Annotated in this window: 30 protein-coding genes and 1 tRNA gene; 6 read left to right on the forward strand and 25 right to left on the reverse strand. The window is 67.3% G+C overall.

The window, feature by feature from the left end; all coding sequences use genetic code 11:
* Positions 1-36: 36 nt before the first annotated feature.
* From G9V96_RS06810 to G9V96_RS06845, 8 genes are all read right to left on the reverse strand, one after another.
* Positions 37-609 (reverse strand): hypothetical protein, encoded by a 573-nt coding sequence (locus tag G9V96_RS06810; RefSeq protein ID WP_168582362.1) that lies wholly within the window; start codon positions 607-609, stop codon positions 37-39.
* Positions 610-723: 114 nt separating this feature from the next.
* Entirely contained in the window at positions 724-3,291 is a 2,568-nt protein-coding gene (locus tag G9V96_RS06815; RefSeq protein WP_168582363.1) for a DEAD/DEAH box helicase, read from the reverse strand.
* A gap of 60 nt (positions 3,292-3,351) precedes the next feature.
* Positions 3,352-4,203, reverse strand: coding sequence for a formyltetrahydrofolate deformylase (purU, locus tag G9V96_RS06820; RefSeq protein ID WP_168582364.1), 852 nt, complete (start codon positions 4,201-4,203; stop codon positions 3,352-3,354).
* Positions 4,200-5,462: a threonine ammonia-lyase IlvA gene (gene ilvA / locus G9V96_RS06825; protein ID WP_210424481.1), complete on the reverse strand. Its 1,263-nt coding sequence runs from the start codon at positions 5,460-5,462 to the stop codon at positions 4,200-4,202. The genes purU and ilvA overlap by 4 nt, the downstream gene beginning before the upstream one ends.
* Positions 5,463-5,650: 188 nt before the next feature.
* The gene (locus tag G9V96_RS06830) at positions 5,651-6,472 is read right to left on the reverse strand and encodes a hypothetical protein (RefSeq protein WP_168582365.1); all 822 of its coding nucleotides are present in this window, start codon (positions 6,470-6,472) and stop codon (positions 5,651-5,653) included.
* Positions 6,469-7,176, reverse strand: coding sequence for an ABC transporter ATP-binding protein (locus tag G9V96_RS06835; RefSeq protein WP_168582366.1), 708 nt, complete (start codon positions 7,174-7,176; stop codon positions 6,469-6,471). Before G9V96_RS06835 ends, G9V96_RS06830 begins: the two co-directional genes overlap by 4 nt.
* Positions 7,177-7,180: 4 nt before the next feature.
* Positions 7,181-7,573 (reverse strand): GntR family transcriptional regulator, encoded by a 393-nt coding sequence (locus G9V96_RS06840; RefSeq protein ID WP_168582367.1) that lies wholly within the window; start codon positions 7,571-7,573, stop codon positions 7,181-7,183.
* Between the two features lie 164 nt (positions 7,574-7,737).
* Positions 7,738-8,013: a hypothetical protein gene (locus G9V96_RS06845; protein WP_168582368.1), complete on the reverse strand. Its 276-nt coding sequence runs from the start codon at positions 8,011-8,013 to the stop codon at positions 7,738-7,740.
* A gap of 228 nt (positions 8,014-8,241) precedes the next feature.
* On the opposite strand from G9V96_RS06845, the gene G9V96_RS06850 reads away from it, so the two are divergent.
* A tRNA-Lys gene (locus G9V96_RS06850) sits at positions 8,242-8,314 on the forward strand.
* 400 nt (positions 8,315-8,714) lie between these two features.
* A complete protein-coding gene (locus tag G9V96_RS06855; protein ID WP_168582369.1) occupies positions 8,715-9,182 on the forward strand; it encodes a hypothetical protein in 468 nt (155 codons plus the stop codon).
* A 41-nt stretch (positions 9,183-9,223) separates the two neighbouring features.
* On the opposite strand, the gene G9V96_RS06860 is transcribed toward G9V96_RS06855, so the two are convergent.
* The 11 genes from G9V96_RS06860 to G9V96_RS06910 form a co-directional block, all read right to left on the reverse strand.
* Complete coding sequence (locus G9V96_RS06860; RefSeq protein ID WP_168582370.1) at positions 9,224-9,397, reverse strand: hypothetical protein; 174 nt, start codon at positions 9,395-9,397, stop codon at positions 9,224-9,226.
* Positions 9,398-9,589: 192 nt separating this feature from the next.
* Positions 9,590-10,393 carry a hypothetical protein gene (locus G9V96_RS06865; RefSeq protein WP_168582371.1) on the reverse strand — a complete coding sequence of 268 codons (804 nt, stop codon included), beginning with the start codon at positions 10,391-10,393 and terminating at the stop codon, positions 9,590-9,592.
* Positions 10,394-10,483: 90 nt separating this feature from the next.
* Positions 10,484-10,729, reverse strand: coding sequence for a hypothetical protein (locus G9V96_RS06870; protein ID WP_168582372.1), 246 nt, complete (start codon positions 10,727-10,729; stop codon positions 10,484-10,486).
* Between the two features lie 149 nt (positions 10,730-10,878).
* A complete protein-coding gene (locus tag G9V96_RS06875; RefSeq protein WP_168582373.1) occupies positions 10,879-11,397 on the reverse strand; it encodes a hypothetical protein in 519 nt (172 codons plus the stop codon).
* 183 nt (positions 11,398-11,580) lie between these two features.
* Positions 11,581-11,733 carry a hypothetical protein gene (locus G9V96_RS06880; RefSeq protein ID WP_168582374.1) on the reverse strand — a complete coding sequence of 51 codons (153 nt, stop codon included), beginning with the start codon at positions 11,731-11,733 and terminating at the stop codon, positions 11,581-11,583.
* A gap of 10 nt (positions 11,734-11,743) precedes the next feature.
* Positions 11,744-11,992 (reverse strand): hypothetical protein, encoded by a 249-nt coding sequence (locus G9V96_RS06885; RefSeq protein ID WP_168582375.1) that lies wholly within the window; start codon positions 11,990-11,992, stop codon positions 11,744-11,746.
* A complete protein-coding gene (locus tag G9V96_RS06890; protein WP_168582376.1) occupies positions 11,989-12,687 on the reverse strand; it encodes a hypothetical protein in 699 nt (232 codons plus the stop codon). The genes G9V96_RS06885 and G9V96_RS06890 overlap by 4 nt, the downstream gene beginning before the upstream one ends.
* 71 nt (positions 12,688-12,758) lie before the next feature.
* On the reverse strand, positions 12,759-12,980 hold the full coding sequence (locus tag G9V96_RS06895; protein WP_168582377.1) for a hypothetical protein: 222 nt from the start codon (positions 12,978-12,980) through the stop codon (positions 12,759-12,761).
* A gap of 369 nt (positions 12,981-13,349) precedes the next feature.
* Entirely contained in the window at positions 13,350-14,474 is a 1,125-nt protein-coding gene (locus G9V96_RS06900) for an AAA family ATPase (RefSeq protein ID WP_168582378.1), read from the reverse strand.
* 280 nt (positions 14,475-14,754) lie between these two features.
* Positions 14,755-15,036 (reverse strand): hypothetical protein, encoded by a 282-nt coding sequence (locus G9V96_RS06905; RefSeq protein WP_168582379.1) that lies wholly within the window; start codon positions 15,034-15,036, stop codon positions 14,755-14,757.
* A 277-nt stretch (positions 15,037-15,313) separates the two neighbouring features.
* Complete coding sequence (locus G9V96_RS06910; protein WP_168582380.1) at positions 15,314-15,634, reverse strand: helix-turn-helix transcriptional regulator; 321 nt, start codon at positions 15,632-15,634, stop codon at positions 15,314-15,316.
* A 127-nt stretch (positions 15,635-15,761) separates the two neighbouring features.
* On the opposite strand from G9V96_RS06910, the gene G9V96_RS06915 reads away from it, so the two are divergent.
* From G9V96_RS06915 to G9V96_RS06930, 4 genes are all read left to right on the forward strand, one after another.
* The gene (locus tag G9V96_RS06915) at positions 15,762-16,346 is read left to right on the forward strand and encodes an RNA polymerase sigma factor (RefSeq protein ID WP_168582381.1); all 585 of its coding nucleotides are present in this window, start codon (positions 15,762-15,764) and stop codon (positions 16,344-16,346) included.
* A 26-nt stretch (positions 16,347-16,372) separates the two neighbouring features.
* Entirely contained in the window at positions 16,373-17,611 is a 1,239-nt protein-coding gene (locus tag G9V96_RS06920) for a site-specific integrase (protein WP_168582382.1), read from the forward strand.
* Between the two features lie 267 nt (positions 17,612-17,878).
* Positions 17,879-18,226: an ArsR/SmtB family transcription factor gene (locus tag G9V96_RS06925; RefSeq protein WP_168583887.1), complete on the forward strand. Its 348-nt coding sequence runs from the start codon at positions 17,879-17,881 to the stop codon at positions 18,224-18,226.
* Positions 18,223-18,933: a cation transporter gene (locus tag G9V96_RS06930; protein ID WP_168582383.1), complete on the forward strand. Its 711-nt coding sequence runs from the start codon at positions 18,223-18,225 to the stop codon at positions 18,931-18,933. Before G9V96_RS06925 ends, G9V96_RS06930 begins: the two co-directional genes overlap by 4 nt.
* 107 nt (positions 18,934-19,040) lie before the next feature.
* Here the strand turns inward: G9V96_RS06930 and G9V96_RS06935 are convergent, their stop codons facing one another.
* From G9V96_RS06935 to G9V96_RS06960, 6 genes are all read right to left on the reverse strand, one after another.
* The gene (locus G9V96_RS06935; protein WP_168582384.1) at positions 19,041-19,907 is read right to left on the reverse strand and encodes an alpha/beta fold hydrolase; all 867 of its coding nucleotides are present in this window, start codon (positions 19,905-19,907) and stop codon (positions 19,041-19,043) included.
* Between the two features lie 66 nt (positions 19,908-19,973).
* Positions 19,974-21,149, reverse strand: a complete 1,176-nt coding sequence (locus tag G9V96_RS06940) for an aminotransferase class I/II-fold pyridoxal phosphate-dependent enzyme (RefSeq protein WP_168582385.1) — start codon at positions 21,147-21,149, stop codon at positions 19,974-19,976.
* A complete protein-coding gene (locus tag G9V96_RS06945) occupies positions 21,149-22,702 on the reverse strand; it encodes a sodium:solute symporter family transporter (protein ID WP_168582386.1) in 1,554 nt (517 codons plus the stop codon). Before G9V96_RS06945 ends, G9V96_RS06940 begins: the two co-directional genes overlap by 1 nt.
* A 168-nt stretch (positions 22,703-22,870) precedes the next feature.
* Positions 22,871-23,542: a histidine phosphatase family protein gene (locus G9V96_RS06950; protein WP_168582387.1), complete on the reverse strand. Its 672-nt coding sequence runs from the start codon at positions 23,540-23,542 to the stop codon at positions 22,871-22,873.
* Positions 23,543-23,583: 41 nt separating this feature from the next.
* Positions 23,584-24,267 (reverse strand): potassium channel family protein, encoded by a 684-nt coding sequence (locus G9V96_RS06955; protein ID WP_404861431.1) that lies wholly within the window; start codon positions 24,265-24,267, stop codon positions 23,584-23,586.
* A complete protein-coding gene (locus G9V96_RS06960) occupies positions 24,260-25,594 on the reverse strand; it encodes a TrkH family potassium uptake protein (RefSeq protein WP_226913561.1) in 1,335 nt (444 codons plus the stop codon). Before G9V96_RS06960 ends, G9V96_RS06955 begins: the two co-directional genes overlap by 8 nt.
* Positions 25,595-25,612: the final 18 nt, after the last annotated feature.

Genomic DNA, 25,612 nt, shown 5'->3' on the forward strand with positions numbered 1-25,612 from the left:
GTGTGCGGGCTCGTCCCTTCGGCAGGCGGCACCTTCTCATACAGCCAGCAGCGAACACCCGAACTGGAGGGCGTGCCCGCTCTGGCAGATGCGCAGGTCTTTGCTCCATTCCACCTGCGCCACTTCTTCGTCGTCATGGCGGGTGACCCCGGTTGGGCGGTAGCCGCGCACGCCGAGAAAGCGGGAGAAGGCCAAGTCGCTCTGGGCGACTTCGATGATGATGTCCTCGGCGGCCTCGCCGGCTGCCCACTGTTCCATCTCGGAGAACAGCTCGTGCACAGCCGCGCGGGAGGCCGGGTTGACGCACAGGGCATGCATGCTGGCAACGCGCACGACACCGTAGCGATCCTCGTCGACACCATCGGTGTAGGCGCTCAGCAATCCTCGCCAGGAACCGTCGGCTTGGTCCACAGCTGCGTGGGCCCACCGGTGTGGGCCAACGAGCCCTTGGGTGCGTACTCGCCACACCTGTGCGCTCCAGCCGGAGAGTTCCGGGGCGGGGTGGGGGTTGTTGTTCGACGCGTCGCTACCCATCCGCAGCGACAGCTCGCGCAACGCCGGCCAGTCACGCTCCGTGACGGCGTGAACTCGCCACCCATGAACACCCATGCCCGCACGTTATGCCCACATGGCTTCGTTCACCACCACCCGGCCTGGTGGTGCCCGCGAAAGCACCGACCCGCGTGCTTGCGTGGCTTGGCGCGGAGTTCATGATTCGGCCTTTCAGACCTTGCCGAAGTCCACCACTCGAATGACGAGTTCACCGCTGTCATCGCTGGCAGCCAGGTCGACCTCGGCCCACAGCCGCCAGTCGTGATCCCCGTCCGGATCCTCGAGGATCTGCTGCACCAGCCAGTAACCAGGTTCGCTGGTGGAATCCAGCAGGAACATCGCCGGGCCGCGCGCTTGCGGGCCGGTGCCGATGGAGTCGTACTCGCTGTAGTACTCCTCCAGCGCCGCTTCCCAGTCGGCTTCGTCCATCCCGGGCGCACCCGGACGCTCGGGGGCGTCCAGCTTGCCCAACTCCTCGGGACGATCCAGCGCGGCCAGTTCCACCCGGCGCCACAGCTGGTTGCGCACCAACACGCGCAGCGCGCGCGGGTTCGCACTCAACGGACGCGGGCGGTCCGAACGTGCCCGCACCTCTTCGACGTCCTGCTCGGCCAGGGTCGGATCGGTCAGCGCTTCCCACTCGTCGAGCAGGGAGGAATCGGTTTGCCGCACCACCTCACCGAGCCATTCGATGAGGTCGTCGACCTCTTCGGTCTTGGCGGCCTCGGGCACCGTCTGCTTCAACGCCTTGTAGGCATCAGACAGGTACCGCAACACGACGCCCTCGGCCCGCTGCAGCGAGTAGAACGCGACGTACTCACCGAAGGTCATGGCACGTTCGTACAAGTCACGGACGACGGCCTTGGGAGACAGGGCACTCTCGTCCAGCCACGGGTGGCTCTGCCGGTAGGTGTCGAACGCCGCTTCGAGAAGCTCCTGGAGGGGTTGTGGCCAGGAGACATCCTCCAGCAGCTCCATCCGCTCCTCGTACTCGATCCCGTCCGCCTTCATCTGCGCCACGGCCTCGCCCTTGGCCGCGAACTGTTGCGCCCGCAGGACCGGGCGCGGGTCATCAAGCGTGGCCTCGATGACGCTGACGACATCCAGCGCATAGAGCGGGTCTTCGGGGTCCAGCAGGTCCAGCGCAGCCAACGCGAACGGCGACAGCGGCTGGTTGAGGGCGAACCCGCGCTGCAGTTCGTCCACCACCCGCAAGGTGCGTCCGTCCTGGTCCGGTTCGGGCAACTTCTCAACCACGCCGGCGGTGAGCAGGGTCCGCAGGATCTCGATCGCCTGGCGCTGCAGTCGGGCTTGCAGCCGCGGGGGTTCGTGGTTGTCGGTGAGCAGTTTTCGCACCGCCAGGACGGGGTCGCCCTCGCGCTGGATGATGTTGAGGATCATCGCGTGGCTGACCCGCATCCGGCTGACCAGCGACTCCGGTGGCGCATCGACGATGCGGGTGAAGGTGTCTTCACTCCAGTTCACGAAGCCCTCAGGCGGCTTCTTGCGTTGCACCTTGCGCTGTTTCTTCGGATCGTCCCCCGCCTTGAGCAGGGCCTTGTGGTTCTCCACTACGTGATCGGGGGCCTGAACGACAACCGAACCGCTGGTGTCGAAACCGGCCCGCCCGGCCCGGCCGGCGATCTGATGAAACTCGCGAGCCCGCAGCGGGCGCTGTTTGGTGCCGTCGAACTTCGTCAGACCGGTCAGGACCACGGTGCGGATCGGCACGTTGATCCCCACCCCCAGGGTGTCGGTGCCGCAGATGACCTTGAGCAGACCGGACTGGGCCAGGGTCTCCACGAGGCGCCGATACTTGGGGAGCATGCCCGCGTGGTGCACCCCGATCCCGTGCTTGACCAGCCGGGACAACGTCGCCCCGAACCCCTTGGCGAACCGGAATCCGCGGATCTTCTCGGCGATGAGGTCCTTCTCCGCGCGGGTGCACACGTTCAGGCTCATCAGTGCCTGCGCTCGTTCCAGGGCTGCCGCCTGGGTGAAGTGCACGACGTACACCGGCGCCTGGTGGGTGGAGAGCAGTTCCTCGAGGGTTTCGTGCAGCGGGGTCAACACATAGCTGAACGACAACGGAACCGGTCGTTCGGCGTCAGCGACGACGGCAGTTTCCCTGCCGGTGCGCCTGGTCAGGTCCTCGCGAAACATCGTGACGTCACCCAAGGTGGCGCTCATCAGCAGGAACTGCGCCTGCGGGAGTTCCAGCAGCGGCACCTGCCAGGCCCAGCCGCGATCCGGTTCGGAGTAGAAGTGGAACTCGTCCGCGACGACGACACCGATGTCGGCGCCGGCTCCTTGCCGCAGCGCGATGTTGGCCAGCACTTCGGCGGTGCAGCAGACGATGGGGGCGCTGGCGTTCACGGAGGCATCCCCGGTGAGCATGCCGACGTTCTGGGCCCCGAAGGTGGCGCACAGGTCGAAGAACTTCTCACTGACCAGGGCCTTGATGGGCGCCGTGTAATAGGTACGGCGCCCGGTGAGTTCCCACTGGGCGAGCGCGAAGTAGTGCGCGCCGGTGGCTACCAGCGACTTCCCGGAGCCGGTCGGGGTGGCCAAGATGACATTGGAGCCGGTGACCAGTTCGAGCAACGCCTCTTCTTGATGCGGGTACAGATCCAGACCGCGTTCCTTCACCCATCGGGTAAAGGTGACGAACAAGTCGTCGGGGTCGGCTGCGGCCCCTGTTTCGTGGGGCAGAGAAGAGAGCGTGTCGGCAAGTGTCATGAGGGCTCCATCATCCCCCACTCGTGTCGCTGCTCGTGCTCCCGGCCGAGCGCGGCAGGTTCAGCGCTGGAAGACGACCGTGGTGGCGCCGCGCAGCATGACCCGGTCCTCCAGGTGGGCCAACACGGCACCGGCCAGAACCCGACGCTCGATGTCGCGACCCTTGCGCACCAGGTCCTGTGGGCTGTCGCGGTGGCTGACCGGTTCGACGTCCTGGGCGATGATCGGCCCCTCATCGAGGTCGGCGGTGACGTAGTGGGCCGTCGCGCCGATGAGCTTGACCCCCCGTTCATAGGCCTGGTGGTAGGGCTTGGCGCCCTTGAACCCGGGCAGGAACGAGTGGTGGATGTTGATGCAGCGTCCGGCCAGTTCACCGGCGAGGTCAGCGGAGAGGATCTGCATGTAGCGGGCCAGCACGACCAGATCGATGTCGTTCTCGCGTACGAACTCCAGGATTTGCCCTTCTTGCTGCGCCTTGGATTGCGGGGTCACCGGCAGGTGCAGGAACGGCACCTCACCGACATCGCTGATCTGCTCGGCGGGGTGGTTGGAGGCCACGGCGACCAGGTCCATCGGCATCTCCCCCACCCGCCAGCGGTACAGCAGGTCAACCAGGCAGTGATCGGTGCGGGAGGTCAGGATGAGCACCCGTCGGCGGTGACCCTCTTCGCGCAGCGACCAGGTCGCGTCGAAGGAGGCAAGCACCGGGGTCATCCCGCTAGCGAAACCGTCCTCACCGATGTCGTGGCGGACCGGGGTGAACTGCATCCGGGCGAAGAACCGCCCGGAGAGGCGGTCGTCGAACTGCTGACCGTCGGTGATGTCGCACCCGAGTTGCACGAGCGTGGACGTGATGGCCGCCACGATCCCGGGCCGGTTGTCGCAGGAGAACGTGAGGATGTAGGAGCTCATACCAGGAACCGGTAGAAGGGACTGTCGGAGGGGATTCGCTCGACGGTCATGGAGGACTCCTCCATTCGGGCCAGCAGCCCCGGCAGGTCGTGGCGATTGGCCAGTTCGATACCGACCAACGCAGGCCCGGATTCGCGGTTGCTTCGTTTGACGTACTCGAACAGGGCGATGTCGTCATCGGGGCCGAGCACCTCCCCGACGAAACGGCGCAGCGCGCCGGGCTCCTGGGGGAAGTTGACGAGGAAGTAGTGCTTGCGCCCCAGGTCCACCAGAGAACGTTCGACGATCTCGGCATAGCGCGAGACGTCGTTGTTGCCGCCGGAGAGGACCACGACGACGTCCTGGCCGGGTTCTACCTCGATGCGGTCCAGCAGCGCGGCGGAGGCCAGCGCCCCGGCGGGCTCGGCGATCACCCCGTCGACCTGGTAGAGGTCGAGCATCTCGGTGCAGATGCGTCCCTCGTCGACGTTGACCAGTTCGGTGCCCGAGTCGCGCACGATCGGGTAGGTGATGTCACCGGCCCGGCGCACCGCTGCGCCGTCCACGAACGTCTCGATGTCGTCCAGTTCCAGCGGCTGCCCGGCTTGCAGGGCGGCGGCCATGCAGCGCGCCCCGGTGGGTTCGGCGCCGATGATCCTGGTGTTCGGGTGGCGTGCGCTCAGCCAGGTGATGCAGCCGGCGAGCATCCCGCCGCCGCCGACCGGCACGACGAGAACGTCGGGGGCGTGACCGAGTTGTTCCACGATCTCGATGGCTGTGGTGCCTTGTCCGGCGATGGTGTCCGGGTGATCGAAAGCGGGGACCTGGATGGCGCCGGTCTGTTCGGCGTCGGCCAGCGCGGCGGCGGCGGCGTCATCGTAGGTTTCTCCGCCGACGATGATGTCCACCCGGCCTGCCCCGAGCGCCGCAATCCGGTCCCGTTTCTGGCGGGGGGTGGTGCGTGGCACGTAGATGCGCCCGTCCAGGCCGAGTTGAGCGCACGCGAAAGCGAAACCTTGGGCGTGGTTTCCGGCGCTGGCGCACACCACGCCTTTGGCGCGGTCCTGCGGACCCAGCTGGGCGATGAGGTTGTAGGCGCCGCGCACCTTGTACGAGCGCACCGGCTGAAGGTCTTCGCGCTTGACCCACACGTTCGCACCCGTCGCTGCCGAGAGGCGCACGCTGTGCAGGAGCGGGGTCTCCCGAACCAAAGAGCGCAGCCGCACGAAGGCGGCTTCCACATCGACGGCGGAGACGGGGTTGTCTACCAGGGTATTCACCCCTCCATGGTGCGCCGCTGCGACGTTTTTGGACGCGCCGTCCCGGATAGCGGTCGCACCGCCAGTGAACGGCGAAACGTCAGTCTCACCCTTCGGATACTGAGCTACCTGCGCCACCGACCCGGGCGCCCCTGCGACCCGGGTCGATGGACTTGGTGGGCGGCCGCACATTCACGGCGGCGCGCTTCTCAGCGCAGACTGACCCGCCGGTTCCACGACCAGGCGGTCCAGGCAATGAGCGCGAGTGTGCCCAGTGCCACCACCGGAACGAAGCCGACGGGCATCACCTGCGGTTCGGCGCCCTCGAGGGCGGCCTGCAGGAAGTCGAACGATTCCACGCTGAGCGTGTTGCCGCGCATCCCGATCCCGATCGGCGCCAGGAAGATTCCCACAGCCAGTGCGATCTGTGCGGCCCCATACAGCAGGGCGTAGGCGAGGAAGGGACCTACCACGCCCAGGCGGGCGAACACGGGCCCACTACCGATCGTGGCCGCCGCGTAGGCAAAGACAAATCCCGACCACATGCTCAACACGACCCAGCACACGATGAGCGCCGGGGCCATATCCGGCAGCTCCGCTAGCGCTTGCGTCATGTTGTCGCGGACATAGGCGAGCAGGCCGACGCTGGCCGGTTTTTTCACCGAAGCGAAGGCGAGCACGATCGGGATCGCCAGCAGCGCCGCCAACGCGGTGGTGACAACGCTGACGATGAAGGCGTACAGCAGCCGAACCAGGTAGATCCGCGAGCCGCGCACCGGCAGCGACTGAGTGAAGTAGCCGACCCGGCCGTAGGCCGAACGCCAGTAGTCGACGGCGAGCCCGATATTCAGCGCGGGCAGCAGGCCCGCCAGACACACCACAGCGACGTAGAACCCTAAGCGCGCCAGGAGTGGCCAGCCTGTGGCGGCCAGCACGCTGCCGACCAGGACGAGGGCGGCGACGGCGCCCATGATGAGCCCGGCCATGCCTTTGGTGCGACGGAACTCGTGGGTGAGCAGGGTGGCGATCATCGGTGCAACTCCTTGAAGATCCCGTCGAGGCTGGTTGCGTACTCGGCGCGTAGGTCATCGACGTCGCCGGTGAGCAGGACGCGGCCGCGACGCATGATGACGGCCGAGTCGAGGATCGGTTCCAGGTCGTGAACGAGGTGGGTGGACAGGACCACCAGGGCGTCCTCGGGCAGAGCGCGGACGACGGCCTCGAGCAGTACGTCGCGGGCCGCCGGGTCGACGCCAGAGATGGGCTCGTCCAGCAGGTACACCTGCGCGCGGCGAGACATGGCCAGCGCGATCTGCACCTTCTCCCGCATGCCTTTGGAGGCGTCCTTGAGCCGCAGGTCGTCGCGGAAACCGAAGGAGGTGATGAGTTCGTGGGCCATCGGCTCGTCGAAGTCGGCAAAGAAATCCCGGTAGAGCCGCAGGCAGTCGCTGATCCGGGCGCGATCGGGCAGGAAACTGACATCGGGTAGGTAGCTGACGTGAGCTTTGGATTCCGGGCCGGGGCGATGCCCCGTGATGCGCACCTGCCCGGTGTAGTCGTACATGACCCCGGCGAGGATCTTCAGCAGTGTGGTCTTCCCGCAGCCGTTCTCGCCGAGGAGGCCGACGATGCGGCCCTGCTCCAACGTCAGGTCGAGGCCGTCGAGGGCGGGGGTGGCGCCGTAGCTCTTACGGAGCCCGGTGACCTCGATGGCGGGGGCGGTCGACGTGGTCATGATTTCAGCCCTGCCTGTGCTCGTGAGTGTCGTCCGGGTCATGGGTGGACCACCTTTCGGTGACGAGGGCGATCGCGTCGGGCAGGGAAAGGCCGAACCCTGCGGCGCGGTCGACGTAGTCCTGCGCGGCCTCGGCGGCCAGCGAAGCTTGCAGCTGGTGGATCCGGGCTGCGTCGTCGGTGACGAAGCGCCCGGCGGTGCGTTCGGAGCGGCACAGCCCGTCTCGTTCAAGTTCCGAAAGGGCACGCTGCACGGTGTTCGGGTTAACCCCGAGTTCGGCGGCGAGCTCCCGGACACCGCCGATACGGCAGCCTGGCCGCCACTGACCGGCGACGATGCGCCGGGAGAATTCGCCGATCAACTGGTGCCAGATCGGACGCGAGGAGTCGAAGTCCATGCGCTCACCTCCTCTCCTGTCTTACTGTATTAGGTACTTAATACAGTAAGACAGGAGAGGGTGGATAGCAAGGCACATCCGAACGAAGTCCGGCGCGAGCCGAACGCGTCGAAGCCCGACCGACATTTCTGCCGATCGGGCTTCGAGGTGTTGGCGGGAGCCGGTCAGCGGCGTTCCCCTGGGTGCTCGGGGCCGGTGTCGCCCGCGACTGCCTCTTCGACGTCCTTCTCGCTGGCTTTGACACCGTTGAGCAGGCCGTCGTCTCCGGTGCCGGTGATGTGGCCATCAATGACGCCGTGGGCACCCTCTTCAGCACTGGGAGCATCGGACATGACCGCGCCGCCCTGCCCGGAGCGGGCGCTGGTCTGGCTGGCGGTGTCTTCAGCGAGCTTGGACTCGGGGTTCTCGCGGGGGTCGATCGTCGGGGTCGTGTCGCTCATGCGGCGCTCCTTGATGCATTCGGGTGGATGCGTATCCACGTTCGATTCCTGTACGCAGCCTGCCACGAGGGCGGCCCCGGGGAAACTGCACGACTGCCCTGCTCCCCGAACCCTCGCGCACGGCGCACCACCAATCGGGGGCCCCGACTTCGCCGGCCACCGATGATGCGGCATACTTCCGGGAGAGGTTTCTGCCAGACGCCACCGGCTCACCCCGGCAGAACCCTCGGGCCCCTAGCTCAGTTGGTAGAGCATCGGACTTTTAATCCGCTGGTCGTCGGTTCGAGCCCGACGGGGCCCACCCTTGTAGGACCAACGTTTTCGCTGGTCAGGTCTGCTTTTCGGTGGTCTCGCGACTCACCTCACCTAGTCACTACTTGTCGTCATCTTTCGTAGGTTGTCGACTTATACCGGACTCAAAACGGACTCAAACCCGACCCGATCCACTAGATGACCTGCACGAACAACACGCCCACTGACCCCAGAGGGTGACCCGAATGCCTGACATTGACGACGTAAGCGTGGGTCAACGGCTGGCAATCAGCCCAAACAGTGCACCTGCTGCGACTCATGCGCGAACGCCGCGCACTCAAGCGGAGCAGGCCGCCCGCGGTACGGGAAGTGCTGCTCTGGCGCGCTTAAGGTGAACACCGCGCCTAGCGCAGCCGGTTGCGCCGCGGGGTACACGCAGACTTGTACCCATGACGATCAAGCAGAACCCGTACGGAGTCGGTTACAGCGGCGAGACGGTGGGCCAGTTCCCGGCGACGTGCATGTGCTGCCACTTCGAGTTCGCGTGGACCGGCCCAGCAGCGCGGCGGGACGAGCCGCATACCTGCCCGCCGTGCGAAGCGCACACTCGAGGGCCCCAACCGGAACGCGATCGGGAGCACGCCAAACGCGCAGTCGACCTCCTGCGGCGTGCTCGAGACATGGCTCGGAGCGCGAAGGCCGCCGAGAAATGGGCCCTCGACAAGGCGCGGGAAGCGGGCCGTCAAACAGCTGCAGCCCTCCAGAGTCGATCTCGCGCCCGGTTCATCCTGGACTGGGTGCGGGACCGCCACGTTACCGACGGCCGGTCCTGCGCGTGCGGCGTGCGCGGCTGCACAGTCGCCGGGGACTTCTCCGAGGCCTACGGCGCGGCCGGTCACTCGGATCTTCGGGACTGATCGACGCCCCACGCCCCCGCCCTACTCCGATCGTCAGGCGGTCACCCCTCGAGGTGCTCACGTATACGCGCGACGGCCAGGCCCACGGACGCGACGGGTGCGAGGACGACGGAGCACGGCACACACACAACCTGGCCCTCGTCATCGATTTCGAGGGCAGGGTCGTCGAGGGCCTCGTCGAGGCCGCCGCCGGCCTGGTCTTCGCGGAATGTCATGTCTTAACGGTGGCCGACGAGGCGACAGTGTGGGTGCCCGGTCTGCGCGTCTGTGGACGAGCCACGCCCGCAGGCTGCCTGCGGTGCGGGAGACGCTGCCCTGGCGGTGGCCGGATGCCACGCGGGTGCCGCGACGGACCACTCGACCCACCAGCAAGCGCTGATGCCGTATTGCGATGCGTGGTGGGATTCCTACGTCGTCTCCTCGCGTTCAGACGGCTCGGCAGCGGCGGCACCTGACACATCCTCCCCCTCGGCGCCCGCCACCTCGACGAGGGGCTTAGCCGCCTCCCACATCTCTTCGTAGGCACCGCGCATCCCTTCAACGCCCTCGCTGGGCACGGGCATAAGGATCGTGGAACTCTTCTGCTTTCGGACCGTGTTCAGAGATGCCCCGATGGTCCAGACGGTTTTGTCCTCCGCCAGGATCACACGGTCGTGCATCCCAGAAGATGCGTAGCGCACTTCTGGCACATCCCTGAGGTCCTGCAGATAAGTGCCCAGCGCGGCCAGCTTCCTTCCGTCTTTGTCGCTGACGAGGATGCGGTTGAACGAGGTCCGCGTGAGCAGGTCGGTCAGGCCTTGCAGGTCCAGATAGGGGTCGACAATCATTCCCTTACCCATGCCCGCCAGCTCCCCTACGAGTTGCGCGTAGGCAAGAGGGTCTCCCGCTTCGAGAATTACTGTCTGCACGCTGGTCGTCTCCATCTCGGCGTCACGAAGGAGGGCGTTCCCGAGCTCCGTCAAACTCAGCCTCCCTTCGTCGTTGTGTACCCACAGGAGCCGAACTAGGTGCTGTGCAGCGCCCTCCGACCTTCCCTCCATCGCGGACGTTACGACGCGGGCGAGCACCCTAACGTCGACGCCACCGATGCGTTCAGGAGAAGGATTCGCAAGCCAGAGCTCGAGTTCCTCCGCTGTGGGCGGGCATCCCCCGCGGTTTGCAGATGCGATAAAGGCAAGGGCACGATGCTGGCGCTCCGACAGGACATCCATGCGAATAACCTTGCCAGAGAATCGGCCTGACAGATGCGAGTCCGCGCGAAGGTCCCTCCGGCGGTGATAGCGGCACCCGGCAGGGGCGGTTCATGGACGGCGCAGTAGCGCGGCGGCGTGGGCGACGGCGGCGCGCAGGGCGGCGTCGTCGTCGGTCTCGGTGGTGGCTTCGAGGATTTGCTCGAGCACGTCTGCGGCGTCGACGCGGGCGGCTTCGGCTAGGGCCGCCTCGCGGACGGTTCGGGCCGCTGTGGTGCCGCGGCGGGCGGCGAGCGCGCGGATCGTGTCGAGTTCGTCTGTTGCGAGGTGGGCTGTGACGCGGTGGGTGCGGGTCATGTGGTGGTTTTCCTCGGCGGTTCGGGAGGGGTGGTGCCCGGCCCGGGCCCACGGATGGACCTGGGCAGGACTGGCGCCCCTGGGGCGCCGTCGCGGATCGCGGCGCCCATGACGGATGGGTGACCCCGACGCGCCCGCGACGTCTGGGGTTAGTCGGCGCGGACGGCGCGGCCGCGGGCCACAAGCGCGTCGACGTCTTGGCGGCGGGCGCGGATCGTGTCGCCCGGCCCGAACGTGTTGCCGTTGAGGTCGGCGAGGTGGACGCCGTCGCCGAGCGTGACCGTCGTCACGTTCGCGGCGGTTTCGTCGTGCGCTACGAGGGTCACCGGCGTCATGCCGGCGCGGGGGCGGTGGACGTCGTCGCCAATCGCCGCGGATGCGTCGTGCGCTGCGATGAGCGCTTGTCCGCGGAGGTATTTGGGTCGGTCGCGGCCGTCGAGGATCGCGCCGGTCGGGGTGCACGGCAGTGCCTTCAACTGTTGGGCGCACAGGTGGCGGGCGGTCGCGAACGAGCAGTGGACCAGGTCGCCTCCCATGACGACGCCGCCGGCGGCGTTCCGGGCAACGACTTTCCGGCGGTCGGCGATGACGCGCACGTAGGTTTGCGGGCCGAGGTTGAAGTCGCGCACCACGGGCGGGGTGTCGTTTCGGGTTTCGGTGGTCGTCATCTGCATTCCTCCTGTGTCGGTATCGCCATTTTCCGGTGTTGTTTCGCTGGGTTGGGGGATGTTGTGGGTGTCGGGCGCAACCCCTTAGGCGGGTGATGTTTGTCACGACTACCTGCCGGGTGGGTGGTGCGCGTCACACGTAATAGGGGGTTTCACGTACACCCATCCGTAATGTGACGTGTGTCACAGGTTGCCGCCGTTGGCCCACCGGTCGAGCCGTTCCTCGCGTTCGCGGCCGAGCCGAGCCTCACGGAGTAAGCGCGCTTCGCGTTCAAGCTCGGATCGCGTCATGCGTGCGGTGCGGGCGGTCGCCGGGCGTGGATTGCTGTCGGTCATGGGTGGCTCCTTAAAAGCGCATGTTGAACAGTGTTGGGGCGGTAACGGTTTGGGCTTCGCGGATGGCTGCGGCGTGCGCCGCCTCGAGGCGGGCGGGGAGCGCGCAACGGCCCCGCCGGTGGTCCTCATCGACCGCCACGCCGCCGTGCACCTCGACGCGGTCGCGGCAGTGCTGACACGGGCGGGTCGCGGGCGCTGGTGTTGAGGCCGCGCCGTCGGGCGTGGTGAGGGCTGCGAGCGCAGCGGCACGGCCACTCATTCGACCACCTCCGCGTCGAGGATCGGGTCGCCGTGCCGGTCGATGTCCGGCAGCCGCGGGTCTTTGATCTGAGCGCCGTCCTCGTCGACGACGGGCGACCCGTCGGCGCGCACGACCCGCTCACCCTCAAAAACGGGGACCAGCGGCCCGTCGACCGGGAGCGGCCGCCCTTCGACGGGCTGCGGGCGCGGCATGTCCGTCCAGACGATGAATAGCCGCTCACCGTCGCCGCTGCCGTCGGCGGGTTCGGTGGTGAGGCGCCGGTCGGCGATCAGGGCGGACTGTGCGCGGACGAGGTCGCCGGTGCGCATGGCGCCCTCGGCGAGCTCGGCACGGCGCAGCAGGTCGCGCAGCTGCTCGTCCCTGGCCACCGCCCGCATTCCGGCGACGCTCGCCTCGTCCGCTAGGTGCTCGGGGGCGACGGCCGCGACGGCGGCCGACAGCCGCCGGTGCAACTCGACCCGAGACAGGACGCCTTGGGCGACCTCGTCGAGTTGGGCTGCGAGCTGCTCGACGACGTCACGGCGAGCTTCGGCGACTTTGGCGGCGGCGGCAGCGCTGGCGACGGCCGTCCGCTGACGGGCTGGTCCCTCGACGTCGATGCCCGCGGCTCGCAACGCGCGGCCGACAGTGGCGCGCGGAATCCCGGTGGCTTTGACTGCGGCCGGGATTCCTTCTGCCTGTGCGATTCTCACGGCTTCGGCGCGCTGCTCGTCGGTCCACTTTGCGGGGCGACCCCGCCGCCGTTCTGATTTTTCGGCCCGTCTCATTTCGGGCTGTCCGAAACTCGGGTGTGGGCGCGTCGGGTGGCGTCGAGGGCGCCGGTGATGAATTGGTCGCGGTCGGGGGCGCGGAGGCGTTCTGCGATTTGGCGGGCGGCTTCGAGGGTTTCGGTGGCGAGGCGGTCGGGGTCGGCGGTGACGTCGAGCGTGAGGTGTAGTCGTCCGTCGTTGTGGCGGTCGAGGCGCGCGGTGGCTGTGGGGGTCATTGCGGGTGGCTCCTTCGTCGGGCTGCGGCGCGGATGAGGGCGACGCCGGTACGTGTTAGAGGGGCGGGGTCGGCGGGGGGTGGCGTGCCGGCGAGCGCTTCTGAGCGGCACCATTGGCAGGTCCCTGAGGCCGTCAGTGGTTCGTCGCCGTGAAGTTCGCAGATGGGGGGTCGGGGCGCCGGGCGGGGCCCAGGATGGGTCGTCGTCATCGCCTGTCTCGCCTCTCAACTGCCACTCTCACTCCCACGCCCCTTATAGGGGCGTGGGAGTAGTGGGAGTCAATCGTGGGAGTAGTGGGAAAGATGCAGGGCAGGAGCCTGGGAGTAGCGTGGGAGTAGTGGGAGTGGCGTGGGAATCTCGTGGGAGTAGTCACTCCGTCCGCCCCTCGCCTCGCAGGCGCACACGGTTCGAGCGGCCGTCCTTGTACCCCTCAACTACGCCCCGCGCCTTAAGCGCCTTGAGCGCGCGATAGAACGACGACGAAGGGACGGCTGCCGCGGCCTCAAGTTGCGCCGTCGTCGGGTCGGCGACGCCTGCCCGGTCCATGAGCACCGACACGATCGCGGTTTCTGCAGGACCTCCTACTGTCACTCCAGACGGACGCTCCGCCCGGACAAGCACGATGGATTCGCCGACGGGCTGCGGGCGCAGTAGGTACCGGGCGCCGTCGGGGCCGTCCTTCATCTTTGCGTTCACGAGGTCGACTGCTTGGGCGTCGTCGTCCCGCCGGGTCGCCCAGACGATGTCTGCGTCGTCCTCGATGCCCGAGAATCCGCGGGTGTCGCGGTCGGATTTGTCGGTGTGGCTTAGCACGAGCACCGACCCGTGGTCGGTGGCGCGGCGGATGGCGTCGACGTTGTCGATGACCGCTGCCATATCCGAACCGTTGCCGTCTGCGCGCCCCGACATGCGTCGCAGCGTGTCGAGGACCACCAGGCCATACCGCCCCCCACGCACGACGTCCAGGAGCACACTCATCTCGGCGCCCGTGAACAGGTCCACAGCCCGCGGCAGCACCGTGAAAGCGCCTGGGAGCATGGTCACGCCGTGGTGCTCTTGCCAGGCCTGCACGCGAGCCTGCAGCCCGTACGCCCCTTCGCCTGCCACGTACAACACGCGGCATTGTTCGGCGTCCCTGCGCTGCCAGGGCACACCTGCAGCCAGGCACATCGCCCAATCCAGCGCCACGAATGACTTGAACGTCGAGTCCCGGCCGCGCAGTACCGCGTAGCAGTGCCGGGCCAGAACCCCCTCGATTAGGGGCTCTGGGTGTGGCAGTTCGTCGAGGTCGGCGATGTCTAGGAGGTCGGCAAGCAGCGTCGACGCGGCGGCAGCCTCGGCTGCGATGCGGCGACGCGCCTCGGTTCGCACCCGCTGGCGGCGCGTTTCCTGGGAGACCTCTCGCTCGAACGCGAGGGCTGCCTCTACCTGCTCGTCGGGGTCCACCGGCGGGTGGACCCAATGGCCCCCGCCAGGGTCGTCGTACTCGGTCACGAGGGCTCCCCAATCAGTGATGGTTGCGCGGTGCTGCGGCCCGCTGACCGCGACGGCCGGGGTGGCCCTTCGTGCGGGTGGACGCGGGCGCCGACGATCGCCGCCGCCGCTTCGATGTCCGCGGCGCGCCGAGCCAGGACGAGCAGCCCGCGAGCGTTTGGGCGTGGCGTCACGGGTATGCCGAAACGGCGCAGCACCCCGGCCCGGCAGCCCCGGACGAGCAGCCACGTCGGGCTCATTTTGTACACGTGCCACCACCACGCGCGGCGCGGCTGGCCAGTCACGACGCCCCCTCGACGACCGCCCGCAAACGGTGCACCCAACCTGCGAGCGCGGCCGCGTTGCGGTGGTCCGACAAGTCGGCACAGGCGGCCCAGGCGAGCCGCGGAGCGACGCGGCCCAGCGCTTCAGCGACGCTGGGGGTCCACGGCGAATCGTGATCGACTTCGAGCTCGACGAGGGCACCAGCGGGCAGTAGCAGGGCGTTCTCGAGGCGTTGGACGGCTGCGCGCGCCGTCACGCCGCGCAGGTCGATGCGGGCGCGACCAGCGGCGCCCGTCACCGCACCACCTCCGGGTCCTCGGCTGCGCGGAGACGCGAGACCTCGAGGCCCAATTCGTACGACCAGCGGGCCAGCTCGTCGGACGTGCGCGGCCACCGGTGCGGGCTGTTGAGCGCGTCCCGGTCGGGGCCTAGCGACTGTCGGTGGTGGAGGGTAGAATCGCTTTCGTTCACCATTGCGTTCCTTAACGGCCTCGCTCCTCGCCGGAGCGGGGCCGTTCCATGTCTAGGGGGCAGGGGGGGAGCATCGGACTGTTAGTCCGCTGGTCTTCGCTGGCTCAGGCCGTACGACGGGCCGCCGCCCGCTCGCGCACTTGCTGGTCAGCGGCTTGGCGTCCGAGCCTGGGGGCCGCACCGGCACCCGCCGGTGACTTCTGAGTCCGTTCTGAGTCCGCCTGAGCGCCGCCCCCCGCTTCCTGGGAGGACAGCCACGACTCCACGACGCGGCGGCGATACCGCAGGTGACGGCCGACTTTGATCGCGGCTGGGCCTTTGCCTCGGTGGCGCCAGACGTACAGCGTCGCCTCGGGGACTCCGAGCCACGCGCTTAGTTCCGTTGGGCTGAGGAGGCGCTCTGGCGCGCCCTCGGTGTCACTCATACCTTCACCCCTTCGCTTGCCGTTGTGACACCTTCCGGCGTCTTTCAGTTAAGGCTATGCTGGGAGGTGTCACGGCGTCCATCACTCTGACGCCACGCTTCGTGACACCAGATGTGAAGGGGTGGATATGCCGCGCAACACCAGACACGACGACCCCACCAACGCCGCGCAGACCGTTCACCACGGCCGGTGGACGTGGCAGGACGACGACGGCAACCCTTGGGTCGTGACTCCGACGTTCGGCGCGGTCGACGGGCGCTGGGAAGTCGTCGGGCTCGAGGTCCGGTCGTGCAGGCTCGAGGACGAAGACGTCTACGAGGGCGTCCTGCCGCCCCGCCGTGGGCGCCTCGACGACCCCACAGCGCCCCAACCGGTGCCACTCACGGCGCGGTCGTGGCGCGCAATGAGCGGCCTCATCAAGGAGACCCGCAGGCGGCACGTCGCCGACCTGGCAGAACACGAATTCTTCGGACAGGCGCGCGGCCGCGACCGTTGGGCCGAACGCCGAGACCGATCACAGGCCGCCCTCGAAGCAGTGGCGCTCGTGTACCGCGACCACCTCGCCAAAGGCGGAACCGAACCCCGCCAGGCAGTCGCGGCCGCGTTCAACATCGCCCCTTCCACAGCCGGGCAGCGGATTTACCGCGCCCGCAAAGCGGGCCTTATCGCCGAGACCACACCGGGCCGACTCCCGGACAGCACCGACAACTGACGCAACGCAGGGCAAGGGGGGACACGATGGGAAAAACGGTCAAGCGAACCGTCCAGATCGTCCAGCGGGGCGAGGACGGACGCGCGAAGAAGGGCCCCGACGGCAAGTCACTCAAGAAACCGGTGACCGTGTGGCAGTCCACCTACACGGACCCTGCGGGGCGTGAACGCTCCAAGCGATTCACGCGGAAAGCCGACGGGGACGCTTGGATAGCTGCGAACGAGACCGCCCGCCACGCGGGCGCATGGGTCGACCCCGACAAAGGACGGCTCAAAGTCGGCCCGTACGTGATGCGGTGGCTCGAGGACCACCCGAAATTGAAGCCGTCGACGGCGGCGAACTATCGCAGCCTGATCACCCTGCACATCGCGCCGGCCGATATTGGCCACATGGCGCTCGCGGACGTGGACTACGAGGCCGTCAAGTCGTGGGCCGCGGACTTACACGCGCGCGGCCTGTCAGCCTCCCGCACCCGCCAGGCGTACGTCGCGCTGTCGCAGGCGTTCGACGACGCCGTACGCGCCGACCGGATCGTGAAGAACCCGTGCAAGGGCGTCAAACTGCCCGCACTACCGAAGCGCTCGGAGCGGCCGATGCGGGCCCTTACAGCGGCGCAAGTTTGGGACCTGTCGTCGGCGATGGGCGACCAGGACCTGTCGGTGAAAATCCTGGCCTGGTGCGGGCTGCGGTTCGGTGAACTCGTCGCGTTGCGGGTGCGGGCATTCGACCCGGCGGCAGCCGAGCTGTCGATCACCACAAACATCACGGAGGTCGGCGGGCGCCTGGTTGAGGGGACCCCGAAGACGGATGCGGGGATTCGCGCCGTTCCTGTGCCTGCGTGGCTTGTGCCGGACCTTATGGCTGCGGCGGAGGGGAAGAACCCCGATGACTTCCTCGTCACCGCCCCGCACGGTGGCCCGCTGCGGCTGAGGAACTGGCGGCGCACGTTCGATCGGGCGATCAGGCAGGCGGGTATCGCCAGGCAGGCCGGCGACAACGTGGTGCGCCCCCACGACCTGCGGCACACGTGCGCATCACTGCACATTCAGGCCGGGACGCCGCCAATGGTGCTGTCGCGCCTGCTCGGGCACGGGTCGATCCAGATCACGCTGGACACGTACGGGCACCTGTTCCCGGGCGATGCGGCGGGGTGGGTCGCGACGCTGGGGGAACGTGCGCTCGAGGCGCGGGCGGACTCAGAACGGACTCGGGAGGCTCGGTTGCGTCTGGCTGCGCCGATCGTTGGGGCGGTTGAGGCGTCGTGACCTGCGCGTTTACCGCTGTCGAGGTGTGGTGACGGTCTCTGTTTGGGCTTGTTTACCCGCGGTCTTTTAATCCGCTGGTCGTCGGTTCGAGCCCGACGGGGCCCACCATCGTTACCGCAGATCAACACCGCACTGCCCGGCTCCGCCCGCGCAGCAAACGCCCACCCTCCCCTTTCCCACGCCACCGACGGCGTCCCGAGGTGGCCCGTCACCGCCCCGTGGTTCACCCTTTCCTGAATACAGCACTCGATGTACTGTTACTGGGTGATGATGTCGACTGCCCCCGACGCGCTCGCCCGATTCGGGCATGCGCTGTCCGACCCGACACGAACCGGAGTTCTCCTGGCGCTGCGGGACGGACCCGCCTACCCGGCCGAGCTGGCTGAGGCGCTGGGAGTGTCGCGGCAGTCGTTGTCGAACCACTTGGCCTGCCTCCGCGGGTGTGGGCTGGTGGTGGCGCGCCCCGACGGCCGTCGTTCCAGTTACGAACTGAGCGACCCGCGATTGGCGCACGCCCTGGGGGACCTGCTCGACCTCGTACTGGTCGTCGACCCCGACTGCTGCGGCGGTTTGCCCACTGTCTCCCCCGGCCACCTCCCGGAGGTGACGCGATGAGCACCACGTCCCTGCATCCCTCACCCGAGCGGCGGCTGGTGCTGTCTCGGCGGATCCGCATCTTCGTCGCGGCCACGATCACCTACAACATCCTCGAAGCCGTCATCGCCCTCAGCGCCGGAGCAGCCGCCTCGTCCTCGGCGCTGCTCGGGTTCGGGCTGGACTCACTCATCGAGGTCTCCTCCGCCGCAGCGGTCGCCTGGCAGTTCGCCGGAAAAGACCCGCAGGCCCGCGAGCGCGTCACGCTGAAGATCATCGCGTGCTCCTTCTTCGCCCTCGCCGCGTTCGTCAGCATCGATGCCTTGCGCAGCTTGCTCGGCGACGGGGACGCAGAACACTCCCCCGTCGGGCTCGCACTGGCCGCCCTGAGCCTGGCCATCATGCCGGTGCTGTCCTGGGCGCAACGCCGCGCCGGGCGAGAGCTCGGCTCCGCCTCCGCGGTGGCCGACTCCAAACAGACTCTGCTGTGCACCTACCTTTCCGCCGTACTGCTGCTCGGACTGGGGCTGAACCTCGCATTCGGCTGGTCGTGGGCCGACCCGATCGCTGCGCTGGTCATCGCCGGCATCGCCGTGCGGGAAGGGATCAACGCCTGGCGGGGCGACGCCTGCGGCTGCGCAACCGCAGCGCTGCACCCGGCCGCGGCTCTGTCAGAGGACGGCTCGGATGCCTGCACGACATGCGAACCAGGGTGCGCCTGCTGCTGAGACCCGCCCTAGGCGCTGGATACCTCACCGTGAGGGCAGGGGCCTGCCAGCCGAGGGTGAAATCCAGGACGCCCCCCGGATGAGACGCGGCTCGCCAAACCCCCGCCTCACCCGGCAGTGACGAACCGGCGAATCTCCTGGGCGACCAGATCAGGATCGGTGGTGAGAACGTAATGGCCGGAGTTGAGGGCGAGCACATATCGCCCGCCCGGCGAGGACGACGCCCGGGCCGCGTGCGCAGCATTCACCGCCGCGCGTAGCCGCGCGTTCATACCGTCGCCGGTGCGCCTGCCCGAGATGATCGAGACCGGGATCTGCCCGAGCTCCGGCGGGTCATCGACCCACGCCGCCAACTCGTCGAGGAACGTGCGGGCTTGAGCGGCATGGGTATCCACCATGGCTGGAGTGAACCCCTCGCGCTGTAGGTCCTCGCGAACGTCAGCGGCGGGCATCGCCTCGACCAGCCACCCGTAACTGCGCTGCAGCCTGCCCGTTCGGGCCAGGACCCGGGTGATCGAGATCGAGATCTGCTCGGCGGCGCGGAACGCAGGGCTGAAGAGCGCACCGACCCCCTCGTCGGCGGGGTCGAGCAGAACCAGACCGATCACCTGGTCGGGGCGCAGGGACGCTGCCAACCGCACGATGGGCCCGCCTGCGCTGTGCCCGACCAGGACGAACGGGCCCGGCCCGTAATGGTCGAGCACGTCATGCAGATCTTGTGCCATCCGGTTCAGCGTGCGTCCAGCCGGGTCCGCCGGTGACTTGCCGAGCCCTGCTCGGTCGTACACCACTGCACGCGCGAACTGCGCCACCCTGGTCTGCACCAACGACCAGGGAGAACGACTGGCGGCCGCCCCCGCCTCGAAGACGACGGTGACCGCCGCGTCCTGGGGACCGTCGAGGACTTGGCTGTACAGTCGCCGCCCGTCCCTGGTCGGCACCCATACGGCTCGGCCCTGGGTGTGCTCTGTCATCGCTTTGCCTTCCGTGGTCAGCCCAGACCTCGCCTGCGCTGTCGGCGGGACTCGAAGCGGTCGAGATCAGCGCTGAGGTGACCCGCCGAACAGGTCCATCCTGGCGATCCGGTCGAACGCTTCGTCGATTTTCTCCACGCCCACCGTCATGGCCAGGCGCAGATAGCCCTCGCAACCGGCACCGAAGGCGGGACCGGGAATGGTCAACACGTGTGCCTCGTCGAAGAGTCTTTCCGCCACCTGGTCGCTGCTCAACCCGGTCGCGGTGATGTTCACCCATAGATAGATGCTGCCCTTGGGCTCGATCGCCGACATGCCCGGCATGTCGCACACCCGTTGATAGGCGTGCATCAGGCGTTCGCGGTACAACGCCCGCATCGGCGGTTGGATCTGCTCGCGTAGCCGAAGCGCGTGCAAAGCCGCCCGCTGGGAGATCGACGGAGCCGTGAAGACGTTGTTCTCGTTCACGTCCTTCATCGCCATGGTCACTGCGGGGGGCGCCAGCACATACCCGATCCGCCACCCCGTCATGGCGAAGTCCTTGCTGAACGAGCCGATGGTGATCGTCCGCTCGCTCATCCCCGGCAGCATCGCGAACGGCTCGAATTCCTCGCCGTAACTGAACAGGGTGTAGATCTCGTCGGCGATCACGATCAGATCGTGTTCTGCAGCGATCCGCGCCACCGCTTCCTTGGTCGCCCGTGACAGGCACGATCCGGTCGGGTTGGCGGGGGTGTTGAGGATGATCGCCCGGGTGCGCGGCGTGATCACCGCCTCCAGCCGGGACGGCACCACCTGAAATTCTTCTGATTCCAGGGTGCTCAACACCACCGGCACGCCGCGTGCCAATCGGATCTGGTGCGGATACGGAGTGAAGTAGGGCTCGCAGATCACCACTTCGTCGCCGTCGTCAAGGATCGACTCCAACGCCAGCCACATCGCGTGGCAACCGCTGGTGGTGACGAGCAATTCGCGTGGGTCCGGCTGGTAGCCGTACTCCTGGCGGTAGAAAGCGAGGATCTCCTCCCGTAGCTCCGGGTCACCGAAAGTGTCCGTGTAGTGGGTGTGCCCCGCGTGGGCATCAGCTGCGGCCGCGTCGATGATCCGCGGGTCCGTCGTCAGATCAGGATCACCCAGGCTGAAGTTGACGACATCGTCGAAGCGCGTGGCCCGATCCACCGAACTACTCATCGGGGTCGAGGCCATCCCGCGGTAGCGAGAAGAGACGAAGCGGTCGCTCATCAGCTTGCCTCCGGCAGCACCGGCGCGTTCGGGTCGATGGCCACGTTGACCGGCTTCTTCTCCCGGTCGATCATCGAGACCACAGCGAAGACCACGACGCCGAGCCCCATCCCGATCATGATCGGGATGTTGCCGCCGATGACCCACTCCCCGGCAGCGTCCTCACCCAGACGAGCAGCAGCAGCGCCGGTCAACCCGAAGGTGTAGGCGGCGATCATTCCCAGCGCGCTCGTCGCCAGCGCCGCCAGACCTGCCTTCGGGCTGACCCGCTTGAGCAGGAACGATGCGATGACCGGTACGAACACACACCCGGACAGGAAGCCGTAAGCCAAGTCGAGGGCCTTGAAGATGTCCTCGATGGCGACCGACAGCCCGATGATGGCCACGCCGATGACGAGCGCGATCAACCGGTTGACCCACACATCGTTATCGATGTGGCCCGCCGAGTGGGTTGCTCGCTCTTCCTCCAGCCGCTGCAGGGCGCTGCCGTCCGGTTCGGAGCTACGCTGCCCGCGCACGAAGCGCAGGAACAGGTCGTTGTACACCACGGTGGAGCAGGCCAGGATCGTGCCGCTGGCGACCGACATGCTGGCAGCCAGCGCCGCGGCCAACAACAACCCGGACAGACCGGCGGGCAGGAACTCCATCACGCCGGTGACGAAGGCGGCGTTGGGGACTTCGAGCGTGGGGGCGATGATCGCCACAGCCATGCCGAGGACGACGGCCGCCAGTCCGTAGATGATCGAGTAGAAACCGGCCAGCAACGTTCCCGTGCGGGCGATCTTCTCGTTGCGGGCGGTGAAGATTCGCTGCCAGATGTCTTGCCCGATAACCAGACCGGGTACGTAAAGCAGCACCCAGTACAGGGTGCCCATCCAGCCGTAGGCGAACGGGTCGAGGTGACCTTCGGGAATCTTGTCCAGCAACCCGGAGAACCCACCGATCCGCGGGTCGGCCAGGGCGAAGATCGGCACCAGGATGAGCACGCCGAGGGTCTTGACGACGAACTGCACGATGTCGGTGAGCGTCACCGACCACATGCCACCGAGGAAGGTGTAGAAGACGACGACCGACCCGGCCAGCACCATCGATCCGGTCAGGTTCCAACCCAGGATCCCGTGCAGGATCGAACCCATCGCCACCACTTGCACCACTGACAGCGAGACGGTGTAGATGATGGTGAGGATGGCGCCGAGCAGCCGGGCTGCAGTGCCGTAGTTGCGTTCGATGACCTCGTTGATCGAAAGCGCCCGCAACCGGTTCAGCTTCGAGCTCACCAGCATCCCGAGCACGATGAGGCCCATCCCGAGGCTGCCACCCACCCACAGACCCGCGATGCCGTCGCGGTAGCCCTTCTCGGCACCGCCGACCGTCACTGCACCGCCCACGGCCAGGGCCGCCATACAGCCGAAGAAGAGCGGGAAACCCAGTCGTCGACCGGCTACCAGATAGTCTTCGCGAGTCTTTGCCATGCGCATCGAGATGAACCCGATGACGACCATGACCAGGAAATACACCGCGATGACGGCGTAATCGATGGTGGGAAGAGTCACGAGCAGCCTTACCTTCCGGGCGGGAGGGTCATGTTCGGCCCACTGATTGTCCTGTCAATGGCGTGTGTCATCGACCAGGTCAGGCTAAGCCCGCCCCCCCGGGGTCGTACCCAAAGGTGATGAACACCGCAAAGATCGGCAATGGCCAGCGCCGCCCGCCTGCAGAGGCTAGTCGCCCATTTCGTGCTCGGGTTCACCTGCCGGACCGGTGTGCTCCCGATCCATCACTTCCGGTCCACCCAACGGCTCCTCCAGCCAGTTGGTCACCGTCCAGCCGGTGGCGCTGCTGCCCTCCATGACGACCATGGCGGTGTTGGAGAGCCAATGCGTCGCGGCGAAATCACCATCGATGTTGTCGGCGCGAGCCGCCGCCCACACCCGGATCACCGCCCCGTGCGAGACGAAGACGACAGCGCCCTCCGGCGCCTCAGCTTCGGCTTCGGCCACGCCCTCGGCGTAACGGGCCAGCACTTCGGTGCCGTTCTCACCGCCGCGCAACCGCCGCTCCGGATCGCGATGCCAGCCGAAGACGACGTCGATGTATTCCTGGATGGCCTCTTCGTCATTACGCATCTCGAGCTCACCGGCGGAGATCTCACGGATCCCGGTGCGCACCTGCGCTTGCATACCCAAGTGTTCCAACAGCGGCGCAGCCGTCTGCTGGGTGCGCACCAGGTTCGAGACGTAGACGCTGTGGACGTTCTCTTCCGCCAGCGCAGCGGGGATGGCCTGAGCCTGCTGGCGCCCCAGTTCGGTGAGGTCGGCGCCGGGCTCGGCAGTGTCGAGCTTGTGCCCGACGTTGGACGTGGTCTGACCGTGTCGCACAAGAAGGAGCCGCATGGCTCCATCATCCCTCAGGCCCCCGGGCCCGGCCGAACTTCTCAGCCGGTGCTGTGCGGCAGGGAAGAGAACTTCTCCACGGCACGAACCGAACCCGAGATGATCAGCTCGTCGCCCGCGCGCGGGATCGTCTCTTGGTCGGCGTAGCTGAAGCCCTGGGCACGCTTTTTGATCCCCACGACGGTGATGCGGTGGCGACTGCGAATGTCGGACTTACCCAAGGGAACTCCCCAGGTAATCGTCGGCGCGGCGATGCGAGCCAGGGCGTAGCCGCCCTCGAACTCCATGAAGTCCTCCATGGAACCCACAATCTGGTGGGCGACCCGCAGGCCCATCGCTCGCTCGGGGTAGACGACGTGGTGAGCGCCGACCCGTTCCAGGATCTTGCCGTGCTTGCTCGTTATGGCCTTGGCCCAGATCTCCTGCACCCCCGCCTCCGCCAAGGCGAGCACGGTCAGCACACTGGCTTCGATGTCGGAACCGATGGCGACGACGGCGCGGTCGAAGGAGGCCACCCCCAGCTGCCGCAGCGCCTCTTCGTCGGTGGTGTCGGCCTGGACGACGTGGGTCAATTCGTTGGACCAACGCTGCACCAGCAAAGCGTTGGAGTCGATAGCCATGACCTCTTTGTCCATGCCGACCAGGGAGCTGGCCACCGCGCTACCGAAGCGGCCCAACCCGACGACGAGGACCGACTCAGCGACGGCCTTACGTTTTTTATCCAACAATGGGGTGCTCCTCCGGGAGGTGGTACATGCGGCGAGATGACGAGAACGCCAGCGCCGAAGCGACCGTGATGGTTCCCACCCTGCCGCAGAACATCACCGCCATCACAACCAGACGTGCCGGGGTTGACAGTTCCGGGGTGAGGTTCATCGACAGCCCCACTGTGCCGAACGCCGACACCGTCTCAAACACGACTCGCTCGAGGGGCTGGGAGGTGACCATGACCAAGGCGATGGTGGCGGTCCCCACCACCCCCGCTCCTAGGAGCGCGACGCTAAGCGCCTGACGCTGAGCGCGGGGGGCGATCGCGCGCGAACCGATGCGCACCTGCTCCTCACCGCGCATCTCGGCCAGGATGACGAAGGCGAGCAGGAAGAACGTGGTGACCTTCACCCCGCCGGCCGTTCCGGCGCTGCCACCGCCCACGAACATCAGCACGAGGTTGATGACGAGGGTCTCCGGGCGGATCTGGCCGTAGTCGATGCTGTTGAAGCCCGCAGTGCGAGGGAAGACACCACCGGCCACGGAGCCGATGATCTTGCCGTCCAGACCCAGCGGCCCCAGCGTGCCCGGGTTGTTCCACTCGAAGGCCACGAAGGTGAGCACCCCGACGATGAGCAGGGTCGTGTACCCGACGACCGTGAGGCGGGTGTGTGCCGTCCAGGACGATGGGTGACGCCACCGGGTACGCAACTCGAAGAAGACCGGGAAGCCGATACCACCGGCGATGATCGCGGTGCAGATCGGCAGGATGATCCACGGGTCCGAGACGAACCCGACCATGTTGTCGCTGTACAACGCGAAGCCGGCATTGTTGAAGGCTGAGATGGCGTGGAAGATGCCGTGCCACAGCGCGGTCGAGAGGTGCTCGTCGTAGACGGTGCGGAACCGGATCGTCAGCAGCACCGCGATGAAACCCTCCGCAGCGGCCACACTGATCAGGACGCGCCGCAGCACGGTGGCAACGTCACCCAACGCCAGGGTGTGCGTCTCCGCCTGGGCCACCAGCGAACTCGCTAGCGGCAGCCGTCCGCTCACGAGCAGGGTGAGCAGGGTGGCCAGTGTCATGATCCCGAAGCCGCCCACCTGAATGAGGAGCATGATGACGACCTGGCCGAAGGTGGTCCAGTAGGTGGGGGTATCCACGACGATCAGTCCGGTGACACAGGTCGCGGACACCGCCGTGAAGGCCGCAGCGATCGGGTCGACCACGCCGGAGACGTGCGCGATGGGCAGCATCAGCAGCAACGTCCCGGTTGTGATGGCCGCAAGAAAAGCCAGCGGAACGATGCGTGCCGGCACCGCAAGCGTGCGTTTCAGCTCCACGCTCTCCCCCGATTTCGC

The sequence above is a fragment of the Gephyromycinifex aptenodytis genome, assembly GCF_012277275.1.
Classification (GTDB): Bacteria; Actinomycetota; Actinomycetes; order Actinomycetales; family Dermatophilaceae; genus Gephyromycinifex; species Gephyromycinifex aptenodytis.

Coding starts and splice junctions, on each gene's coding strand:
- G9V96_RS06895 (WP_168582377.1), bottom strand. CDS start 12,980: ATGACCCCCACAGCCACCGCGCGCCTCGACCGCCACAACGACGGACGA.
- purU (WP_168582364.1), bottom strand. CDS start 4,203: ATGAGCTCCTACATCCTCACGTTCTCCTGCGACAACCGGCCCGGGATC.
- G9V96_RS06930 (WP_168582383.1), top strand. CDS start 18,223: ATGAGCACCACGTCCCTGCATCCCTCACCCGAGCGGCGGCTGGTGCTG.
- G9V96_RS06870 (WP_168582372.1), bottom strand. CDS start 10,729: ATGACCCGCACCCACCGCGTCACAGCCCACCTCGCAACAGACGAACTC.
- G9V96_RS06915 (WP_168582381.1), top strand. CDS start 15,762: ATGCCGCGCAACACCAGACACGACGACCCCACCAACGCCGCGCAGACC.
- G9V96_RS06835 (WP_168582366.1), bottom strand. CDS start 7,176: ATGACCACGTCGACCGCCCCCGCCATCGAGGTCACCGGGCTCCGTAAG.
- G9V96_RS06875 (WP_168582373.1), bottom strand. CDS start 11,397: ATGACGACCACCGAAACCCGAAACGACACCCCGCCCGTGGTGCGCGAC.
- G9V96_RS06855 (WP_168582369.1), top strand. CDS start 8,715: ATGACGATCAAGCAGAACCCGTACGGAGTCGGTTACAGCGGCGAGACG.
- G9V96_RS06860 (WP_168582370.1), bottom strand. CDS start 9,397: ATGACATTCCGCGAAGACCAGGCCGGCGGCGGCCTCGACGAGGCCCTC.
- G9V96_RS06935 (WP_168582384.1), bottom strand. CDS start 19,907: ATGACAGAGCACACCCAGGGCCGAGCCGTATGGGTGCCGACCAGGGAC.
- G9V96_RS06845 (WP_168582368.1), bottom strand. CDS start 8,013: ATGAGCGACACGACCCCGACGATCGACCCCCGCGAGAACCCCGAGTCC.
- G9V96_RS06920 (WP_168582382.1), top strand. CDS start 16,373: ATGGGAAAAACGGTCAAGCGAACCGTCCAGATCGTCCAGCGGGGCGAG.
- G9V96_RS06940 (WP_168582385.1), bottom strand. CDS start 21,149: ATGAGCGACCGCTTCGTCTCTTCTCGCTACCGCGGGATGGCCTCGACC.
- G9V96_RS06910 (WP_168582380.1), bottom strand. CDS start 15,634: ATGAGTGACACCGAGGGCGCGCCAGAGCGCCTCCTCAGCCCAACGGAA.
- G9V96_RS06885 (WP_168582375.1), bottom strand. CDS start 11,992: ATGAGTGGCCGTGCCGCTGCGCTCGCAGCCCTCACCACGCCCGACGGC.
- G9V96_RS06925 (WP_168583887.1), top strand. CDS start 17,879: ATGATGTCGACTGCCCCCGACGCGCTCGCCCGATTCGGGCATGCGCTG.
- G9V96_RS06840 (WP_168582367.1), bottom strand. CDS start 7,573: ATGGACTTCGACTCCTCGCGTCCGATCTGGCACCAGTTGATCGGCGAA.
- G9V96_RS06815 (WP_168582363.1), bottom strand. CDS start 3,291: ATGACACTTGCCGACACGCTCTCTTCTCTGCCCCACGAAACAGGGGCC.
- G9V96_RS06865 (WP_168582371.1), bottom strand. CDS start 10,393: ATGGATGTCCTGTCGGAGCGCCAGCATCGTGCCCTTGCCTTTATCGCA.
- G9V96_RS06880 (WP_168582374.1), bottom strand. CDS start 11,733: ATGACCGACAGCAATCCACGCCCGGCGACCGCCCGCACCGCACGCATG.
- G9V96_RS06830 (WP_168582365.1), bottom strand. CDS start 6,472: ATGATCGCCACCCTGCTCACCCACGAGTTCCGTCGCACCAAAGGCATG.
- G9V96_RS06950 (WP_168582387.1), bottom strand. CDS start 23,542: ATGCGGCTCCTTCTTGTGCGACACGGTCAGACCACGTCCAACGTCGGG.
- G9V96_RS06810 (WP_168582362.1), bottom strand. CDS start 609: ATGGGTGTTCATGGGTGGCGAGTTCACGCCGTCACGGAGCGTGACTGG.